Annotated in this window: 16 protein-coding genes; 7 read left to right on the top strand and 9 right to left on the bottom strand. The window is 65.2% G+C overall.

Annotation, left to right across the window (positions count from 1 at the left end):
• The gene (locus B2W55_RS11575; RefSeq protein ID WP_029878956.1) at positions 1-489 is read right to left on the bottom strand and encodes an Lrp/AsnC family transcriptional regulator; all 489 of its coding nucleotides are present in this window, start codon (positions 487-489) and stop codon (positions 1-3) included.
• 126 nt (positions 490-615) lie between these two features.
• Here B2W55_RS11575 and ald point away from each other — a divergent pair, with 126 nt between their 5' ends.
• A complete protein-coding gene (gene ald, locus B2W55_RS11570; protein ID WP_024580298.1) occupies positions 616-1,731 on the top strand; it encodes an alanine dehydrogenase in 1,116 nt (371 codons plus the stop codon).
• Positions 1,732-1,853: 122 nt separating this feature from the next.
• On the opposite strand, the gene B2W55_RS11565 is transcribed toward ald, so the two are convergent.
• On the bottom strand, positions 1,854-2,642 hold the full coding sequence (locus B2W55_RS11565) for an IclR family transcriptional regulator (RefSeq protein ID WP_024580299.1): 789 nt from the start codon (positions 2,640-2,642) through the stop codon (positions 1,854-1,856).
• 144 nt (positions 2,643-2,786) lie between these two features.
• On the opposite strand from B2W55_RS11565, the gene leuC reads away from it, so the two are divergent.
• The 6 genes from leuC to B2W55_RS11535 are packed head-to-tail and all read left to right on the top strand — an operon-like array spanning position 2,787 to position 8,719.
• Complete coding sequence (gene leuC, locus B2W55_RS11560) at positions 2,787-4,190, top strand: 3-isopropylmalate dehydratase large subunit (RefSeq protein WP_024580300.1); 1,404 nt, start codon at positions 2,787-2,789, stop codon at positions 4,188-4,190.
• A gap of 3 nt (positions 4,191-4,193) precedes the next feature.
• Complete coding sequence (gene leuD / locus B2W55_RS11555) at positions 4,194-4,829, top strand: 3-isopropylmalate dehydratase small subunit (RefSeq protein WP_024580301.1); 636 nt, start codon at positions 4,194-4,196, stop codon at positions 4,827-4,829.
• The gene (gene leuB, locus B2W55_RS11550) at positions 4,826-5,959 is read left to right on the top strand and encodes a 3-isopropylmalate dehydrogenase (RefSeq protein ID WP_024580302.1); all 1,134 of its coding nucleotides are present in this window, start codon (positions 4,826-4,828) and stop codon (positions 5,957-5,959) included. Before leuD ends, leuB begins: the two co-directional genes overlap by 4 nt.
• On the top strand, positions 5,959-7,020 hold the full coding sequence (locus B2W55_RS11545) for an ABC transporter substrate-binding protein (protein WP_024580303.1): 1,062 nt from the start codon (positions 5,959-5,961) through the stop codon (positions 7,018-7,020). The genes leuB and B2W55_RS11545 overlap by 1 nt, the downstream gene beginning before the upstream one ends.
• Positions 7,017-7,850 (top strand): ABC transporter ATP-binding protein, encoded by an 834-nt coding sequence (locus tag B2W55_RS11540; RefSeq protein ID WP_024580304.1) that lies wholly within the window; start codon positions 7,017-7,019, stop codon positions 7,848-7,850. Before B2W55_RS11545 ends, B2W55_RS11540 begins: the two co-directional genes overlap by 4 nt.
• Positions 7,847-8,719, top strand: a complete 873-nt coding sequence (locus B2W55_RS11535) for an ABC transporter permease (RefSeq protein WP_024580305.1) — start codon at positions 7,847-7,849, stop codon at positions 8,717-8,719. Before B2W55_RS11540 ends, B2W55_RS11535 begins: the two co-directional genes overlap by 4 nt.
• 45 nt (positions 8,720-8,764) lie before the next feature.
• Here the strand turns inward: B2W55_RS11535 and B2W55_RS11530 are convergent, their stop codons facing one another.
• From B2W55_RS11530 to B2W55_RS11500, 7 genes are all read right to left on the bottom strand, one after another.
• Complete coding sequence (locus B2W55_RS11530; protein WP_168200260.1) at positions 8,765-8,941, bottom strand: hypothetical protein; 177 nt, start codon at positions 8,939-8,941, stop codon at positions 8,765-8,767.
• Between the two features lie 93 nt (positions 8,942-9,034).
• Complete coding sequence (locus B2W55_RS11525) at positions 9,035-9,271, bottom strand: hypothetical protein (protein ID WP_024580306.1); 237 nt, start codon at positions 9,269-9,271, stop codon at positions 9,035-9,037.
• Between the two features lie 99 nt (positions 9,272-9,370).
• Positions 9,371-10,912 (bottom strand): galactarate dehydratase, encoded by a 1,542-nt coding sequence (gene garD, locus B2W55_RS11520; RefSeq protein WP_024580307.1) that lies wholly within the window; start codon positions 10,910-10,912, stop codon positions 9,371-9,373.
• Positions 10,913-11,027: 115 nt separating this feature from the next.
• The gene (locus B2W55_RS11515; RefSeq protein ID WP_024580308.1) at positions 11,028-12,476 is read right to left on the bottom strand and encodes an aldehyde dehydrogenase family protein; all 1,449 of its coding nucleotides are present in this window, start codon (positions 12,474-12,476) and stop codon (positions 11,028-11,030) included.
• Between the two features lie 20 nt (positions 12,477-12,496).
• On the bottom strand, positions 12,497-13,852 hold the full coding sequence (gene gudD / locus B2W55_RS11510; protein WP_024580309.1) for a glucarate dehydratase: 1,356 nt from the start codon (positions 13,850-13,852) through the stop codon (positions 12,497-12,499).
• Positions 13,853-13,883: 31 nt separating this feature from the next.
• A complete protein-coding gene (kdgD, locus tag B2W55_RS11505) occupies positions 13,884-14,825 on the bottom strand; it encodes a 5-dehydro-4-deoxyglucarate dehydratase (RefSeq protein WP_024580310.1) in 942 nt (313 codons plus the stop codon).
• Positions 14,826-14,949: 124 nt separating this feature from the next.
• A complete protein-coding gene (locus B2W55_RS11500) occupies positions 14,950-15,855 on the bottom strand; it encodes a LysR substrate-binding domain-containing protein (RefSeq protein WP_024580311.1) in 906 nt (301 codons plus the stop codon).
• Between the last annotated feature and the right edge of the window lie 11 nt (positions 15,856-15,866).

The raw sequence follows: 15,866 nt of genomic DNA, 5'->3' as shown, positions 1-15,866 counted from the left end.
CTAACCGCGCAACGCGGTCTCGGGAATGGTGCGGCGAACCACCTCGCGCATCGCGAAGCTGGAATGGATGCGGGCGACGCCCGGCATTCGCGACAGATGCTGCTTGTGGATACGCTCGAAGTCGGCGATGTCGCGGGCGATCACCTGTAGATGATAATCATCGCTGCCCGACATCAGATGGCAGGACACGACGTCTGGACAACGCGCGATCGCGGCCTCGAACGCCGCGAGATAATCCTCGCTCTGCTTCTCCAGCGTGATGGTGACGACGACCGTGGTCACCAGTCCGAGCGCTGATGGTTCGAGGTCGGCGCGGTAGCCGCGGATCACGCCGATCTCTTCGAGATGACGAATGCGCCGCGCGCAGGCGGTCGGCGACAGTCCGACCTTTTCGGCCAGCTCGATCTGGCTGGCGCGGGCGTCAGAGACCAACTCGGCGAGGATTCTGAGGTCAATGCGATCGAGACCGTCCACGCAGTTTTCCTTCAAGGATTGAGCTGGACGTGAAAGATATGAGCGTATTTGGCTGTGAGCAAGCCGGAATTCGCTGAGAAACGCCGTGTGGCGGAGCATAGCCTTCTGGTTGGCGGAAACCAATCTAGCAAGGAGCGGACCATGCGCATCGGCGTGCCCAAGGAGATCAAGGTCGAGGAATATCGGGTCGGGCTGACACCCGCCTCAGTGCGGGAATATGTGGCGCACGGGCACGAGGTCGTGGTGCAGCGCGGCGCGGGTGACGGCATCGGCGCCGGTGATGACGTCTACACCCAGGCCGGCGCACGGATCGCCGACACCGCCGAAGAGGTGTTCTCCGTCGCCGAGATGATCGTGAAGGTGAAGGAGCCGCAGCCGTCCGAATGGATCAGGCTGCGCGAGGGACAGATCCTCTTCACCTATCTGCATCTCGCGCCCGACGTTCCGCAAACCACGGGGCTGATTGCGTCCGGCTGCACCGCGGTCGCCTATGAGACCGTGACCGACGCGCATGGCGGGCTGCCGCTGCTGGCGCCCATGAGCGAAGTCGCAGGCCGGCTGGCGATCGAAGCCGCGGGCGCTGCGCTGCGCAAATCCGCCGACGGCATGGGCAAGCTGCTCGGCGGCGTGCCCGGCGTTCCGCCGGCGCGCGTGGCGATCATCGGCGGTGGCGTGGTCGGCACTCATGCAGCGCGGATGGCCGCAGGCCTCGGCAGCGACGTCACCATCCTCGACCGCTCGGTGCCGCGGCTCCGCGCGCTCGACGATCTGTTCCTCGGCCGGGTCCGCACTCGCTATGCGACGCTGGAGGCGATCGAGCAGGAGATCATCGCCGCCGATGTCGTGATCGGAGCGGTGCTGGTGCCTGGCGCCAGCGCACCGAAACTGGTCTCGCGCGCGCAACTCGCCAGCATGAAGCGCCGCGCGGTGCTGGTCGACGTCGCGATCGACCAGGGCGGCTGCTTCGAGACCTCGAAGGCGACCACGCATCAGGCGCCGACCTATCTGGTCGACGATATCGTGCATTATTGCGTCGCCAACATGCCGGGCGCCGTACCCGTCACCTCAAGCCACGCGCTCAATCATGCGACCTTGCCGTTCGGTCTGGCGCTGGCGTCGAAAGGGCTGCGCGCGCTGGTCGAGGATCCGCATCTGCGCGCCGGCCTCAACGTCCATCGCGGCCGCATCACCAACCGCGCCGTGGCCGAGAGCCAGCATCTGTCGGCCGTGATGCCAGAGGAAGCACTGGCGTCGTAACATTTGCGAGCCTTCGCAGCCTTTCCCGTCGTCCCGGCTCCCGTGCGCAACTGCGCACCAGGCCGGGACGACATAGGATCTCTTGTGCAGTCGCGTAGTCATCCGCACCACGCGCCAAGAGGTCATTTCTCGACGAACCTCGACCCGGCTTTATCCGTCAATTCCTTCAGCCGGCTTTGCATCACTGCAATGATGTGCTCGCGCTTTGCCGCGATCCGTTCGATCGGGCCGCCGATGCCGATAGCCAGCGGAGCGCGTCGCTTTGGCAGCGGAACAAGCATGCCTATCGTGTTTGCGCCCGGCGTCGTGCGGCCGCCCGACTCGGAAAAGCCGCGGCGGCGAATGCGCTCGATTTCTTCGAGGAACGCCGTTTCGCGAACGCGCGCCGACTGACTCGGCTCATCGGCATTGTTGCGACGGATGATGCCGCGAATCTTGGTGTTTGGCATTTGGCTCAGCAGTACGTGTCCGAGCGCGGTACGAACCATCGGTCGTATTTGACCAGCATGTGTGATGAACTGAAGTTGATAGCCGCTCGGCACGACGTGTAGATAGCGCATCCCGGCGGCGCCGGTCTGTTGTCCAAGCAGGATGGTTTCGCCGCCAGTCGCGCTCCAGAGTTCCTCCATCAGATCGGTGAGCTGTGTGTCACGGAACGGAGACCGACGGATCCAATCACCGAGCAGACCGACCCGGTAGCTGGGGATGAAGCGCCGGGTCTTTCGGTCGTATTCGAGGTAGTTCAACTCGACGAGACTGCTAAGCAGCACCGACGTGCTCGATTGGGGCATCTGCAACGCCGACGATATTTCAGTCACCGAAGCGGCCCGCTTCGTTTCCCGGAAGAACTCCAGAACCGCAAACGTCCGCATGGCCGATTTGACGATGGCCGTCTTGTTCGAGCTCGGCATGGCTGTCTCCGCGGCGCGGGGCAATGAGCGCCTCCATCACATATGTGATGTTAGGCCGAAACGGCTTCACTTGACGACAACTTTGGCACAGATTGGCGCCAATGAGATCAAACGCATGGAAACGCAGAGAGCAGGGGAAGGCGGATGCCCGGCCGAAGTTTGCTCGAGAAGATCTGGGATCAGCATGTCATTGCCCGCTTGAGCGAGGACACTGATCTCCTTCATATCGACCGTCATCTGCTGCACGATCTCGGCGGCTCGCGCGGCCTGCTCGATCTCAAGAGCCGTGGCCTCAAGGTCCACAATCCCGAGCTGACGTTTGCGACACCCGATCACGCGCTGTCGACGGCGCCCGGTCGTGCCGGGACCAGCAAGATCGGCATGGAATTGCTGGCCGCGTTGCGGGCCGAGACCGCGGCGAGCGGTATCACGCTGTTCGATGTCGATCAGCCTGGCCAGGGCATCGTCCATGTCATCGGGCCCGAACTCGGCTTGAGCCTGCCGGGCGCGACGATCGTCTGCGGCGACAGTCACACCTGCACCCATGGCGGCCTCGGCGCACTCGCCTTCGGCATCGGATCGAGCGAGCTCACCCATGTGCTGGCGACGCAGGCGCTGATCCAGAAGCGTCCGAAGACACTGCGTGCGCGCTTCGAGGGCAAGCTCCCGCTCGGCGTCACCGCCAAGGACATGATTCTGGCGCTGATCGGGCATATCGGCGCCGCCGGCGGCACCGGTTATGCGGTCGAATATGCCGGGAGTGCGATCCGCGCGCTGCCGATCGAGGGTCGGCTCACGATCTGCAACCTCTCGATCGAGCTCGGCGCCAAGATGGGGATGGTGGCGCCGGATGAGACAACCTTCGAATTCCTGCGCGGCCGTCCCTACGCGCCGCAAGGCGAGATGTGGGATCTCGCCGTGAAAGCGTGGCGCGAATTGCCGAGCGATCCCGACGCGGTGTTCGACCGCGAGGTCGTGATCGATGTCGAAAAGATCATCCCGCAGGTCACCTGGGGCATCAGCCCCGAGCATGTCGTCGGCGTCGACGGCGTCATTCCCGATCCGAAGGCGGTCGACGATCCGTTGCGGCGTGCGGCGATCGAAACCGCACTGGAGTATATGGGTCTGCAAGGCGGCGCACCGATCGCCGGCACGCCGGTCGATTGGGTGTTCATCGGTTCCTGCACCAACAGCCGCTTAAGCGATCTGCGTGCTGCGGCCGAGGTCGCGCGCGGCCGCAAGGTCGCGGCCGGGGTCCGCGCCTGGGTGGTACCGGGCTCGGAGAACGTCAAGCGCGAGGCGGTCGCCGAAGGGCTCGACAAGATTTTCATCGAGGCCGGCTTCGAATGGCGCGAGCCGGGCTGCTCGATGTGCCTGGCTGCCAATGGCGAGGTGGTGGCGCCGGGGCAGCGTTCGGTCTCGACCTCGAACCGCAACTTTGTCGGCCGGCAGGGGCCGCGCGCGCGGACGCATCTGGCGAGCCCCGCAAGCGCAGCCGCATCCGCCATCGCCGGTGCGATCGCCGACGTCAGGATGATGGGGCGCTAGACGATGCCGAAACCGTTCGACAGACTCACCGCGACTGCTGCGCCGATCATGCGCAGCAATATCGATACCGACGTGATCATCCGCATCGAGCGTCTGGTCGGCAACGGAATCCGCGGCACGCTCGGCAAATGGGCGTTCGGCTCACTGCGCTATCTTCCTGATGGCTCGGAGAATCCGGACTTCATCCTGAATCGCGAGCCGTACCGGGACGCGGAGATCCTGGTGACCGGGCCGAATTTCGGCTGCGGCTCGTCGCGCGAGGGTGCGGTGTGGTCGCTCCAGGAGCGCGGCATCCGCGCCATCATCGGCTCCGGTTTCGGCGATATTTTCTTCGCCAACTGCTTCCAGAACGGCATCCTGCCCGTCGTGGTCGACAAGGCGCTGGTCGATCAACTCGCCGCCGATATCGAGGCGACGCAGGGCGCCGGCAAGGTCTCGATCGACCTCGAGGCGCAGACCATCGTCTCGCCGTCGGGCGCCCGGCATACCTTCGAGATCGACCCCCGGCGGCGCGAAGGCCTCTTGAAAGGGCTCGACGAGGTGGCGCTGACGTTGCAGCGCGATAGCGAGATTCACGCCTTCCAGGCTTCCGACCGCACCGCACGGCCCTGGATTCATTCGACAAGGATATCTGCATGAGCACGCCATCCAACATGGTCAAGGTCGCCGTGGTCGGCGGCGAGGGCATCGGTCCCGAGGTCACCACGCAGTCGCGCCGCGTGCTCGACTGGTTTGCGGCCAAGCGTGGCGCGCCGATGACCTTGCGCGAGGCGCAGTACGGCCTGATCCCGTATCTGGCGACCGGCAAGGTGCTGCCGGAGGACACCGCCGAAGCAATGGACGAGGCCGACGCCATCCTGTGGGGCGCGACCGGCGGTCCGGAGACGACCGAGGTACCCGCGGCCGCGCGCAAGGCCGGCAGTCTTCTGGGGCTGCGCAGCAAATACGATCTCTACGCCAACCTGAGACCGATCATGGCGAGCCCGGCGCTGTCGGCGTCGGCGCCACTGAAGCCCGAGGTGCTTGACGGCGTCGACTTCGTCATCATCCGCGAATTGACCAGCGGCATCTATTTCGGCGAGCCGCGCGGCATCGAGACCTTGCCGGACGGCCAGCGCCGCGGCTTCAACACCGAGCAATACACGACGAACCAGATCCGCCGCGTGGCGCGCTCGGCGTTCGAGCTGGCGCGTACGAGGCGCAACAAGGTTTGCTCAGTCGACAAGGCCAATGTGCTGGAGACCAGCGTGGTGTGGCGTGAGGAGGTGATCAGGCTGCACAAGGAGGAATTCTCCGACGTCGAGCTGACCCATCTCTATGTCGACAACGCCGCGATGCAGATCGTGCGCGAGCCGCGGCAGTTCGACGTCATGGTGACCGGCAATATCTTCGGCGACATCCTGTCGGATTGTGCGGCGATGGCCTCGGGCTCGCTTGGCATGCTGCCGTCGGCCTCGCTCGGTCCGGTCGATCGCTTCGGCCGGCGCAAGGCACTGTACGAACCGGTGCATGGCAGCGCGCCCGACATCGCGGGCAAAGGCATCGCCAATCCGCTCGGCTCGATCCTCAGCGTGGCGATGCTGCTGCGGTTGACACTGAACCGGCCCGAGGATGCGGATTTGCTGGAGCAGGCGGTGCAGGCCGCGCTCGCGTCCGGTGCCCGAACGGCGGATATTGCTGAAGCCGGCGCGAAGAAGCTGTCGACCGTCCAGATGGGCGATGCGGTGCTCGGCGCGCTGGACAAGATATCGGCCAGGGAGCACGCGTGATGACGCGCCTGGCGATACCCTCCATTTCGCGGCGTTCGGCCCTGACGGTGATCGCCGCCGGCGGTGCGGCGCTGGCGAGCGGGCGGACATGGGCGCAGGCTATTCCGGGTCGTGCGATCTATCCGGTCGCGGTGCCGGTTTACCAGACGCAATTCGTCGCTGATCGTATCGGCTACTTCAAGGAGGCCGGGCTCGACTGCAAGCTGGTGCAGGGCGGCAGCGGCGTGAAGACCCGCGAGATCATCGCCTCATCGCAGGGCGATATCGGCATCGGCGACGTCACCCATCCGATGCAGCTCACCAACCACGGCCGAGCCGCGCGCGTGCTGCTGCCGGTCGACACAAGGTCGAACTCGGTGATGTTCATCTTGCGCAAAGACCTGAAGGACCAGGGCATCAACTCGCTGGAGGCCTTCACGCAATGGAAGCGGCCCGACGGCCGCAGGCCGATCGTCTCGGTGTCTTCGCTGGGCGGCACCAACCATGTCTGGGCGTCCTACTACATGGAAACCATGGGGCTCGACGACAAGGTGACCTGGATCGGCACCGGCAATGTCGACACCATGCTGGGCTCGCTGAAGTCGAAGCAGGTCGATATCCTCGTCAGCTCGCTGTCGCTGTTGAACGAGGCGAAGCAGCAGGGCTGGGGCGAATTGCTGTTCGACGGCACCGATGAGGCGATCTGGAACAAGCATATCGGCGGCAAGGTGCCGGTGACGGCGCATTTCACGTTGCAGGCGACCATCGACAAGGATCCGGCCAAGATGCAGGCCTACGTCACCGCGCTGTGGCGCGCGTCGCAATGGATCAAGGCGCACAAGCCGGTCGAGGTCTACGAGGCCATCGAGCCTTATGTCGGCAGCACCTCGCGCGACGCCAATTTGCTGGAGATCACGGCGATCCAGAAGGTCGCGGACTATGAAGGGTCGATCGACGCGGCGAGCTTCGCGCGCGGCGAGAAGGTCTGGTTCCGCGAGATGACCGGCATCAAGCCGCTCAAGATCGCCGACGTGGTCAACTCGAACCTCATCGACGCGGCGCGAAAGGCCTATCCGGGTTGAGCGCGCTGGAGACACGCGCAACCTTGTTGCCGCGCGCGTCGGCCGAGCGCCGCGTCGAGGTCAAGGGCCTGAGCAAGTCGTTCCAGCTCGCCAGGACCACGATCGAGGCCGTGCGCGACGTCACCTTCGACGTCCGCCGCGGCGAGTTCGTCGCGCTGCTGGGGCCGTCGGGCTCCGGCAAGAGCACGGTGCTCAACATGATCGCCTCGCTGATCCGTCCCACCGGCGGCGAGATCCTGATCGACGGCAAACGCGTCGTTGCCGGCAAGGCAACGCCCAATGTCGGTTACGTCTTCCAGCGCGACACGTTGTTTCCGTGGCGGACGGTCGGCGACAATATCGGCTATGGGCTGGAGCTATCGGGCGTGCCCGCGTCGGAACGGAAAGAGCGGATCGCGGAATGCGTCGCGCAGGCCGGGCTCAAGGGATTCGAGAATGCCTATCCGTCGGCGCTGTCGGGCGGCATGCGGCAGCGCGCGGCGCTGATGCGCACCCTGATCGTCGAGCCGCAAATCCTGTTGATGGACGAACCGTTCGGCGCGCTCGACACCCACACCAAAATCGACATGCATGAGGTGCTGCTGCGGATCTGGGAGCGCGAGCAGCAGACCGTGCTGTTCGTGACCCATGATCTCGGCGAGGCGCTGACCTTGGCCGACCGCATCATCCTGTTCTCGGCGCGGCCGGGCCGCATCAAGGACATGTTCGAGGTCGACTTCGCGCGCCCGCGCGATGCGGTGAAGGTGCGCGAGACTCCGCATTATGCCGAGCTGTTCCAGCACATCTGGCATTCGCTCGGCGAGGAGTTCGTCAAGGGCCGCAGCACATGAAGAGGTACAGGACGCTTGGCACGATCGGCTGGCAGGTCCTGATCTGCGCCGTCGTGCTGTCGGTCTGGCAATGGGGCTACGACCTGCGCGGAAAACTGCCGTGGCTGGTGCCCGATCTGCTCGATCCCTATTTCATCTCGAAGCCGTCGATGATCTTCGACAACTTCCTGATCCAGAGCTGCCTGACCTCCAAGCTCGGCGCCTTCAACGGCTGGTTCAATGGCGAGTTCGGCAAGTGCCTGGCGCGCAACGAGAACAATCTCTGGGCGGCGACGGCGATCACCCTGAAGAACACCTTCTTCGGCTTCGTCACCGGCGTGGTCTCTGGCTTCGTCGCCGGGCTGATCCTCGGGCGATCGGACCGGCTCAGCGCGATCTTTCAGCCCTTCATCACCGCGGTGAATTCGATCCCGCGGATCGCGCTGGCGCCGATCATCGTGCTGGCGTTCGGGATCGGCGACATGTCCAAGATCGTGACGTCCTGGATCGTCGTCGTGTTCCTCGTGTTCTTCAACACCTTCGAGGGCGCGCGCTCGATCGACGAGGGCTTCACCAACGCCGCGCGGCTGCTCGGCGCCAGCGAATGGCAGATCACCCGCACCGTGGTGATCCCCTCGACGATGGCCTGGGTGTTCGCCTCGCTGACGCCTGCGATCTCGTTTGCGCTGATCGGCGTCATCGTCGGTGAATTCATCGGCGCCGAGCGCGGCATCGGCCGCCTCATCATCGAATCGGAGGCACGCGGCGAGGCTTCGGGCATGATGGTCGCAGTGGTGGTGCTGATGCTGGTTGGCGTCGTGCTCTCGGCGATCATCTGGCGGCTACAGGCCTATTTGCTGCGCTGGCAGCGGCAGCGCAGCGCCGAATAGGCGAGGGCCGTGGCGGCGTCATTCCGGCCGCCACGGCCCCTTGGCTCATGCCGCGGTTTCCGACGGCGAGGTCTCGCCGTCGAGCCAATCCTGCTCCTTTGCCAGCGCGCGCCAGGCCGCTTCCATGCGCTTGAAGCGATTGTAGGCCGGCTCGTCGCCGGCGCGCTCGGCAAGCTGGGCGCAGTTCTCCGCATTGTCGAGAAAGTGCTGGGATTGCTTCATGGAACGTCCTCCTGTTGATGAGGACATGGTCCATCAAATCAGGCTATTCAACGCATGGAACATGAGCATTTCGCCACACTGGTGAATGTGTGTTCAGCGGAGTTCCTTGTGCAAGATTTCGCGCTTATGCGTGAGTGGATCTGCATGATGCTCTAGGTCGCGGCAAGGCAGGCCGGCCGCCGGAGCGTCGCGGCGTTCGGTCGCGATCCGGCTGCGGCATTCCGCGGCGAATGCGCGCAACCGTTCCACCGTCAGTGGATCCATGCCGGTGCGCGCCAGACGCTCGGCGCGGTCGGCTTCATCCTTGAGATGATCAATTGTCCGGCTCATGATTGCCTCCATGCCCAGACAATTTGAATCGAATTGCGACGTTCCCTCGCGCTTGGAGGCGTGGCTAACCGGCGGTTAATCGGCCGTCAGAGGGGTGCCTCAGGTCACCGGCGCAGGGTTGAACAGCGTCAGGTCGTTGTGGATGCCCCACTTGTCCGACCAAGGCTTGGTGCGGCCGCTGGCGACGTCGAGGATCAGGCGGAACAGGTCCCAGCCGGTTTCCTCGATCGTCTTCTCCCCGGTTGCGATGCAGCCGGCGTCGAAATCGATCAGGTCCTTCCAGCGCCGCGCCAACTCGCTGCGGGTCGCGACCTTGATGACGGGCGCGGCGGCAAGGCCATAGGGCGTGCCGCGGCCGGTGGTGAACACCTGCAAGGTCATGCCGGAGGCGAGCTGCAAGGTGCCGCAGATGAAGTCGCTGGCCGGTGTCGCGGCGAACAGCATGCCCTTCTGCCGCGCCTTCTCGCCCGGCGACAGCACGCCCGCGATCGGGCCGGAGCCCGACTTGACGATCGAGCCCAACGACTTTTCGACGATGTTGGCAAGCCCGCCCTTCTTGTTGCCCGGCGTGGTGTTGGCGCTGCGATCGGCGCCGCCGCGGGCAAGATAGGCGTCGTACCACGCCATCTCGCGGATCAGCGCGCGGCCGACATCCTCGTTGACGGCGCGGCGGGTCAGCAGCTGGATCGCGTCGCGTACCTCGGTGACCTCCGAGAACATCACGGTCGCGCCTGATCGCACCAGCAAATCGGCCGCGAAGCCGACCGCGGGATTCGCGGTGACGCCGGAGAATGCATCGCTGCCACCGCATTGCAGGCCGATGACGAGATCGGCGGCCGGGCAGGTCTCGCGCTGGCGGGCGTTGAGCACCTTCAGCCGGGCCTCGGCCTGGGTCATGATCGCATCGACGATCGCGCCGAAGCCGTCGAACGCTTCGTCCTGCATCCGCACGATGGCATCATTGACGCCGTCCGGCACCAGCCGCTCCGGCGCAAGTTTCTCGCAGCCGAGGCCGACCACGAGGATCTCGCCGCCGAAATTCGGATTGAGCGCGAGGTTTTGCAACGTGCGGATCGGTACCACGGCGTCCGGCGCAGTGATAGCGACGCCGCAGCCATAGGCATGGGTCAGCGGCACGACGTCGTCGACATTGGGATATTTCGGCAGCAGCTCGGCGCGGATGCGCTTCACCGCATATTCCATCGTGCCCTTGACGCATTGCACGGATGAGGAGATGCCGAGGATGTTCTTGGTGCCGACCGAGCCGTCGGCATTGCGATAGCCTTCGAAAGTGAAGCCTTCAAGCGGCGGCAATACGGGCGGCACCGCGGTTGATATCTCGAGCCGGTCGAGCGGCGGCGCGTCGGGCGTCCGGATGCGGGCCTCGTCGACCCATTCGCCGGCGAGGATCGGCGACAGAGCATGGCCGATCACCTCGCCATAGCGGATAATCGGCGCGCCCTCGGCGATGTCCGTGAGCGCGGTCTTGTGGCCCTGCGGGACGAAAGCCTGCAAGGTCAGGCCGCAAGCGAAGCGAGAGCCTTTGGGCAGGCCGAAATCATTCACCACGATCGCGACATTGTCGCGCGCATTGAGCTTGATGTAGCGGGGCTGCTCCTGCGCGCCGATCGACTGGTCCATGAAGCTTCCTCGAATTGTAGGGTGGGTTAGCCGAAGGCGTAACCCACCATGCCTGTTCGGTGGTCGTAATGGTGGGTTACGCCTTCGGCTAACCCACCCTACGCATCTACGCTTCTCAACCCGGGAACGTGTAAGCCGTCTTCACCGTGGTGTAGAACTCGCGGGCATAGGCGCCCTGTTCGCGCGCGCCGTAGCTCGAGCCTTTGCGGCCGCCGAACGGCACGTGATAGTCGACGCCGGCGGTCGGCAGATTGACCATCACCATGCCGGCCTCGCTGTTGCGCTTGTAGTGCGAGGCGTATTTCAGGCTCGTGGTGCAGATGCCCGACGCGAGGCCGAACTCGGTGTCGTTGGAGATCGCCAGCGCTTCCTCATAATCCTTGGCACGGATCACGCAGGCGACCGGACCGAAGATCTCCTCGCGGGCGATGCGCATCTGGTTGGTTGCGCCGGTGAACAGCGCCGGTTGCAGATAGAAGCCTGGCGTCTCGCGGTTCAACAGCTCGCCGCCCCAATGCAGCCGGGCGCCTTCGTCCTGACCGATCTTGATGTAGCGGAGGTCCTGGTCGAGCTGGCTCTGGTCGACGACCGGGCCGACATGCACGCCGCTCTTCAACGCGTCATCAACGGAAAGTCCCTTCATGCGCTCGGTCATCGCATCGACGAAGCGGTCATGAATACCCGCGGTGACGATCAGGCGCGAGGACGCCGTGCAGCGCTGGCCGGTCGAGAAATAAGCGCCGTTGACGGCGACCTCGACCGCGACCTTGACGTCGGCGTCGTCGAGCACCACCAGCGGGTTCTTGCCGCCCATCTCGAGCTGGAACTTCTTCATCGGATTGGAGAGCACGCAAGCCTGCGCGATCTTGCGGCCGGTCTGCACCGATCCCGTGAAGGAGATCGCGGCGACGTCGGGATGATCCAGCAGCGTCTGGCCGACCACCGAGCCCGAACCGACCACGAGGTTGAAGACCCCAGCCGGAATGCCGGAGCGCGCAATGATCTCGGACAATGCGTGGGCCGAGCCCGGCACCAGCTCGGCCGGCTTGAACACGACCGTGTTGCCGTAGCAGAGCGCGGGGGCGATCTTCCACGCCGGGATCGCGATCGGGAAATTCCACGGCGTGATCATGCCGACGACGCCGACCGGCTCGCGGGTGATCTCGACATCGAGACCTGGACGCACCGATGCGCCTTTCTCGCCCATCAGCCGCAGCGCTTCGCCGGCGAAGAACGCGAAGATCTGCCCGGCGCGCGCCACCTCGCCGATGCCCTCGGGGAGCGTCTTGCCTTCCTCGCGCGCAAGCAGGCGGCCGAGCTCTTCCTTGCGGGCGAGGATCTCGACCGAGATCCTGGTCAGCGCGTCAACGCGCTCCTGCGGTGTCGATCGCGACCACGCCGGGAACGCGGCCTTCGCGGCGGCGATCGCCCGTTCGGTCTGCGCCTTGTCGGCCTTGGCGTATTCGCCGACCACGTCCTTGGTGTTGGAGGGGTTGATGTCGCGCGTGATGCTGGTTCCGTCGACCCATTCGCCGGCGATGAAGTTCTTCTGGTGAGCGGTCATGTGTCTCTCCAACTTTCTTGTTAGCGCACGAGGCAGGGACGCTTGTCGTCGAAAGTCCAGCCGGGGATCAGGAACTGCATGGCCAGCGCGTCGTCGCGGGCGCCGAGCCCATGCTGCTTGTATAGCGCGTTCGCAGCCTCGATGGCACCGCGATCGATCTCGATGCCGAGGCCCGGCCGATCCGGGATCGCGATCCTGCCGCCCTTGATCTGCAATGGCTCCCTGGTCAACGCCTGGCCGTCCTGCCAGATCCAGTGGGTATCGATCGCGGTGACCTTGCCGGGCGCTGCGGCGCCGACATGGGTGAACATCGCCAGCGAAATGTCGAAATGGTTGTTGGAGTGCGAGCCCCAGGTCAGGCCGTTGTCGCGGCAGGTCTGCGCCACCCGCACCGAACCCTGCATGGTCCAGAAATGCGGATCGGCGAGTGGAATGTCGACGGCGCCGAGCCGCAGCGCGTGTGAGAGCTGGCGCCAGTCAGTCGCGATCATGTTGGTCGCGGTCGGCAGCCCGGTGGCGCGGCGGAATTCGGCCATGATCTCGCGGCCGGAGAAGCCGGCCTCGGCGCCACAGGGATCCTCGGCGTAAGCCAGCACGCCATGCATGTTGCTGCAAAGCCGGATCGCTTCATCAAGCGACCAGGCGCCGTTCGGGTCGAGCGTGACGCGCGCCTTGGGGAAACGTTTTGCAATCGCGGTGACGGCCTCGATCTCGTCCTCGCCCTTGAGCACGCCGCCCTTGAGCCTGAAATCGGCGAAGCCGTAATGCGCCTGCGTCGCCTCGGCGAGCCGCACGATCGCCTCCGGCGTCATCGCAACCTGATGGCGCAGGTTGAACCAGTCGGGTTTGCCGGTCTCGCCCTCGACGTAAGGCAGGCTGGTCTTGCTGCGATCGCCGACGAAGAAGAGATAGCCGAGCGTCTCGACATCGGCGCGCTGCTGGCCTTCGCCGAGCAGCGCCGCGACCGGCAGATTGAGATGCTGGCCGAGCAGATCGAGCAACGCCGACTCCACCGCGGTGACCGCGTGGATGGTGACGCGCAGGTCGAAGGTCTGCTTGCCGCGGCCGCCGGCGTCGCGGTCGGCGAAGGTCTGGCGCATCGAGGCCAGGATGTTATTGCAGGCGCCGATGGTCTGGCCGACGACGAGGTCGCGGGCATCCTCCAGCGTCTTCCTGATCTTCTCGCCGCCCGGCACCTCGCCGACGCCGGTGTGGCCGGAGTTGTCGGTGAGGATGACGAGGTTGCGGGTGAAGAATGGCGCATGCGCGCCGCTCAAATTGAGGAGCATGCCGTCGCGGCCGGCGACCGGGATCACCTCCATCGCCGTGACGACGGGGGCGCCGGCAAAACCGCTGCGGATCGTGTCTTGAATCATCTGCTCCTCCCTTCGTTGTTCGCCGTTCGGCTTATTCCGCTGCCTGCTGGGTCGCGGCTTGCGGCAGCTTTGCCACCAGTGCCGCGAGCTCGGCGATCTCCTGCTCGGTGAGATCGGTGAGCGGCGGCCGCACCGGGCCGGAATCGCGGCCGATCACCTTCATGCCGGCCTTGATGATCGACACCGCGTAGCCCTTCTTGCGGTTGCGTATCGCGATCAGCGGCAGGATGAAATCCTTCAGCCCTGCATGGATGGTCTGATGATCGCGCCGGCGCACCGCGGCGTAGAACTGGGTAGCGAATTCCGGCACGAAGTTGAACACCGCCGACGAATACGTCGTCACGCCCATGTCGAGATAGGGCAGCGCGAAGGTTTCCGCGGTCGGCAGGCCGCCGATATAGGTCAAGCGATCACCGAGCTTGGTGTGAACGCGGGTCATCAGCTCGATGTCGCCGATGCCGTCCTTGTAGCCGACCAGGTTCGGGCAGCGCTCGCAGAGACGCGCCAGCGTGTCGGGCTGCAAGATCGCATTGTCGCGGTTGTAGACGATGACGCCGATCTTGACCGACGAACACACCGCCTCGACGTGCGCGGCGAGGCCATCCTGTTCGGCATGGGTGAGATAGGGCGGCAGCAGCAGCAGGCCGTCGGCGCCGGCTTTCTCTGCACCAACGGCAATCTCGCGCGCGATCGCGGTGCCGTAGCCGGTGCCCGCGAGCACCGGAACGCGGCCCTTGGTCTCCTCGACCGCGATTTTCACGACGTGCGGAACTTCAGCGGGAGTCAGCGAGAAGAACTCGCCGGTGCCGCCGGCGGCGAACAGGCCGGCGACGTCATAGCCGCACAGCCAGTCCATGTTGGCGCGATAGGTCGCCTCGTCGAACGAATAGTCCGGCTTGAACGGGGTCACGGGAAAAGACAGGAGGCCGCCACCGATCTTCGCGGCCATCTCCCGAGGGGTCATCTTGCTCATGGCGCCACTCCTTGAATGATGTTGGGAAGGATGCGCGAGCAGCGCGCGTCCATGGCGTTGTTTCTAGGAAATGCGTCGATGCGCGTCCAAGCCAAACGCGGTATCGAGCGATGCCAACTCTGCATCAATCGCCGTGCGACTGCGGCGCTGCGATTTCGGTCGCGATCTCGATCAATGACGGCAGCAACTGGTTCTCGTGATCGCGCCGCCACACCATGAACAGCTCGACCGGCACCGGCGTGCGCAGCTTCAGCGGCTTCAGCCGGACATCCGCGATCTTCAGGCTGGCGGCGGCCTCCGGCACGATCGCGACGCCGAGCCCGGCGCGCACCATCGCGAGGATCGAATGGATCTGGCTGAGATGCTGCACATAGCGCGGCAGCACGTCGGCGCGGGTGAACATCGACACCAGCAGATCGTGGAAATAGCGCGCCTCGTAGGGCGAATACATCACGAAGGGCTGGTCGTCGAAATCCTTGATGCTGACGGTCTCCGCGGCGGCGAGCGGATGCTTCTTCGGGATCGCGGCGAGCAGCGGCTCGGCTACGACGCGCCGGCTGGCGAATTCCGGCCGCGCGATCGGCGGCCGCAGCAGGCCGGCATCGATCTGGCCTGTCGTGAGTGCCTCGAACTGATCGCCGGAGACCATCTCCTTCAGGGAAAAATCGACCTCGGGCAGGCGCGACCGTGCTGCCGCAATCAGGTCGGGCAGGAAGCCGTAGGCGGCTGCCGCGGTGAAGCCGATCTTGAGCGAGCCGGTCTTGCCGAGCGCGATGCGGCGCGCGACCTGCGAGGCGGATTCCGCGAGTTTGAGGATGCGCCGCGCCTCGGGCAGGAAGCTGCGTCCCGCAGGCGTCAGCCGCACCGAACGGCTGGTGCGTTCCAAGAGCGGTGCGTCGATGATGTGCTCGAGCACCTGGATCTGCCGGCTCAGCGGTGGCTGCGTCATGTTGAGCCGCGCCGCGGCGCGGCCGAAGTGCAATTCCTCGGCCACCGTGACGAAACAGCGGAGCTGGCTCAGGTCGAACATCGATGCAAGCC

Origin of the sequence: Bradyrhizobium sp. UBA2491 (assembly GCF_002341725.1) — a bacterium.
Lineage (GTDB): Bacteria > Pseudomonadota > Alphaproteobacteria > Rhizobiales > Xanthobacteraceae > Bradyrhizobium.
Note: the sequence above shows the minus strand (reverse complement) of the source record. Positions and strands in the feature narration are given on the sequence as shown.